This window comes from Stenotrophomonas daejeonensis, assembly GCF_001431505.1.
Taxonomy (GTDB): Bacteria; Pseudomonadota; Gammaproteobacteria; order Xanthomonadales; family Xanthomonadaceae; genus Stenotrophomonas; species Stenotrophomonas daejeonensis.
The window spans coordinates 1-3,474 of sequence record NZ_LDJP01000099.1 but is presented as its reverse complement, the minus strand read 5'-3'; the positions used below and the strand labels follow the sequence as shown (position 1 = coordinate 3,474).

4 protein-coding genes are annotated in these 3,474 nt (G+C 69.5%); all 4 read left to right on the top strand.

Going from position 1 to position 3,474, the window contains the following annotated elements; all coding sequences use genetic code 11:
- Nucleotides 1-339 precede the first annotated feature (339 nt).
- Complete coding sequence (gene flgG / locus ABB34_RS14035) at nucleotides 340-1,125, top strand: flagellar basal-body rod protein FlgG (protein WP_057641999.1); 786 nt, start codon at nucleotides 340-342, stop codon at nucleotides 1,123-1,125.
- A 23-nt stretch (nucleotides 1,126-1,148) separates the two neighbouring features.
- Entirely contained in the window at nucleotides 1,149-1,841 is a 693-nt protein-coding gene (gene flgH / locus ABB34_RS14030; RefSeq protein WP_057641998.1) for a flagellar basal body L-ring protein FlgH, read from the top strand.
- Nucleotides 1,842-1,849: 8 nt separating this feature from the next.
- The gene (locus tag ABB34_RS14025; protein ID WP_425478992.1) at nucleotides 1,850-2,965 is read left to right on the top strand and encodes a flagellar basal body P-ring protein FlgI; all 1,116 of its coding nucleotides are present in this window, start codon (nucleotides 1,850-1,852) and stop codon (nucleotides 2,963-2,965) included.
- A gap of 2 nt (nucleotides 2,966-2,967) precedes the next feature.
- Nucleotides 2,968-3,474 (top strand): rod-binding protein (locus ABB34_RS14020; protein ID WP_211258213.1); only part of this gene is annotated, 507 nt, incomplete at its 3' end.

Here is a 3,474-nt window from a genome sequence, read left to right as displayed (position 1 = left end):
CGGGGCTATGCCCCCGACACACGCAAGGTCGCACGTCGGGGGCATAGCCCCGACCTACTCGGCTGCTTTGGTGGTGCCCGACCGTTGGTCGGGCAGCCTTGAACGTGCCGACCAACGATCGGCACCCACACCGCCGACCACCGTAGATGCGGGGCTTGCCCCGCATGGGGCATTACCGAAAAAACCTCCGCACCACCGGGCAAGCCCGGTGCCTACGACGAGCCCCGCCTTCGCTCACTCCTCACCCCTCTCCACTCACTTCTCGCGTTTTGGCACGCCGCATGCATTGCCTCTGGCAACGGCCATCGCGGCCGGTGTCATCCGCAGAGGAACCGCACCATGAATCAGGCATTGTGGGTCGCCAAGACCGGACTGGACGCGCAGCAGACGCGCATGTCCGTGGTCTCCAACAACCTGGCCAACACCAACACCACCGGGTTCAAGCAGGACCGCGCCAGCTTCGAGGACCTGCTGTACCAACAGGTGCGCCAGCCCGGCGGTTCCTCCTCGGCGCAGACCCAACTGCCCACCGGCCTGCAACTGGGCACCGGCGTGCGCGTGGTCGCCACCTCCAAGAACTTCCAGCAGGGCAGCCAGCAGCAGACCGGCCGCGCGCTGGACGTGATGGTCAACGGCCGCGGCTTCTTCGAGGTGATGATGCCCGACGGCACCTCGGCCTATACCCGCGACGGCACCTTCCAGATCAACGCGCAGGGCGAGCTGGTCACCAACAGCGGCTACCCGGTGCAGCCGGGCATCCAGATCCCCGAAGGCGCGCAGTCGATGACCATCGGCAGCGACGGCACCATCAGCGTGCAGATGGCCGGCGAGGCCGCCTCGCTGGAGATCGGCTCGCTGACCCTGACCGACTTCATCAACCCCGCCGGCCTGCAGGCCAAGGGCGAGAACCTGTACCTGGAAACCACCGCCTCCGGCCCTGCGCAGAACGGCACTCCCGGCCTCAACGGCCTGGGCACCGTGGTGCAGGGCGCGCTGGAGGGCAGCAACGTCAACGTGGTGGAGGAGCTGGTGTCGATGATCGAGACCCAGCGCGCCTACGAGATGAACGCCAAGGCCATCTCCACCACCGACTCGATGCTCGGCTACCTGAACAACAACGTCTGACCGCGCCGCTTCCGGAAATCGTCATGGCCCGCCCGTCCCGCACATTCCCTTCCGCCGCCGCCCTGGCCTGCATCGCCCTGCTGGGCGGCTGCACCGTGGCCGGCGACATCCGCCCCTACCCGGCACTGGCGCCGATGCAGCCGCTGGTGGCGCCGATGGCCGAACCCTCCGCCGGCGCGATCTACGCCGCCGGCCCCGGCCTGAACCTGTACGGCGACCGCCGCGCCCGCGACGTCGGCGACCTGCTGACCATCACCTTGGTCGAGAGCACCACCGCCAGCACCACCGCCAACACCACCATCAGCAAGGATTCGAGCATCGGCATCGGCTCACCGACCCTGTTCGGCGCACCGGTGACGCTGGGCGGCAAGGACATCCTGTCGGCCACGGCCAGCGGTGAGCGCGATTTCGCCGGCAAGGGCAACAGCGCGCAGAGCAACAAGCTGCAGGGCAGCGTCACCGTCACCGTGATCCAGCGCCTGCCCAACGGCAACCTGGTCGTGCAGGGGCAGAAGAACCTGCGCCTGAACCAGGGCGACGAGCTGGTGCAGATCCAGGGCATCGTGCGCGCGGCCGACATCGCCCCGGACAACACCATCGCCTCCAGCAAGGTGGCCGACGCGCGCATCGCCTACGGCGGCCGCGGCGCGGTGGCGCAGTCCAACGCGATGGGCTGGCTGGGCCGCTTCTTCAACTCACGGCTGTCGCCGTACTGAGCATGGCCATGAAGACTCCCGCATTCCTCCGCCACGCCGTCGTGCTGCTCGTCGCGGCCGCCTGCGCCCTGCCCGCCCATGCCGAGCGCATCAAGGACCTGGCCCAGGTCGGCGGCGTGCGCGGCAACGCGCTGGTCGGCTACGGCCTGGTCGTCGGCCTGGACAACAGCGGCGACCGCACCAGCCAGGCGCCGTTCACCGTGCAGAGCCTGAAGAACATGCTCGGCGAGCTGGGCGTCAACGTGCCGGCCAACGTCAACCCGCAGCTGAAGAACGTCGCGGCGGTGGCGATCCACGCCGAGCTGCCGCCGTTCGCCAAGCCCGGCCAGACCATCGACATCACCGTGTCCTCGATCGGCAACGCGGTGTCGCTGCGCGGCGGTTCGCTGCTGATGGCGCCGCTGAAGGGTGCCGACGGCCAGGTCTATGCCATCGCCCAGGGCAACCTGGTGGTCGGCGGCTTCGGCGCGCAGGGCAAGGACGGCTCGCGGGTGTCGGTGAACGTGCCCAGCGTCGGCCGCGTCCCCAACGGCGCCACGGTCGAGCGCGCCCTGCCCGACGTGTTCGACGGCAGCGGCGAGATCACCCTGAACCTGCACCACAACGACTTCACCACCGTCGCGCGCATGGTCAGCGCGCTGAACAACACCTTCGGCGAAGGCGCCGCGCGCGCGGTCGACGGCGTCACCGTCGCGGTGCAGGCGCCCACCGACCCCGGCGCGCGCATCGGCCTGCTGGCGCGCATCGAGAACATCGAGCTGTCGCCCGGCACCGCCCCGGCCAAGGTCGTGGTCAATTCGCGCACCGGCACGGTGGTGATCGGCTCGCAGGTGCGGGTCAGCCCGGCGGCGATCGCGCACGGTTCCTTGACGGTGACCGTCAGCGAATCGACGCAGATCAGCCAGCCCAACGCCTTCGCCGGCGGCCAGACCGTGGCCGCGCCGCAGTCGTCCATCACCGCCAGCAACGAGGGCAGCCGCATGTTCCGCTTCGACGGCGGCGCCACCCTGGACGAGATCGTGCGCGCGGTGAACGAGGTCGGCGCCGCCCCCGGCGACCTGATCGCGATCCTGGAAGCGCTCAAGCAGGCCGGCGCGCTGAGCGCCGAGCTGGAGGTGATCTGACCATGCGCATCGCCGCGCAACCGCTGGCGCTGAACCCGGTCTCCGCCAATGACCCGGCGAAGATCGACAAGGTCGCGCGCCAGTTGGAAGGCCAGTTCGCGCAGATGCTGATCAAGAGCATGCGCGAGGCCAGCTTCGGCGATTCGCTGTTCCCCGGCGAGAACCAGATGTTCCGCGAGATGTACGACCAGAAGATTGCCGAGGCGATGACCCAGGGCCGCGGCCTCGGCCTGTCGGCGATGATCGCCCGCCAGCTCGGCGGCGGCGAACAGGCCACGCAGCCGGCGCTGGATACCAGTTTGAACCCGGCCAGGGCAGCGCGCGCCTATGTAGCTGCCGGGCTTGCCCGGCAGGAGGCTTTCGGCGGGGCCAGCCCCCTGCCGGGCAAGCCCGGCAGCTACGGGTTGGACGCCATGACCGGCAACCACCCGGACACCCCTGAACAGCAGGCGCTGGACCTGATCGCCGGCCGCGACACCGCCAGCCTGCATGCGGCGCTGGGAGCAAAA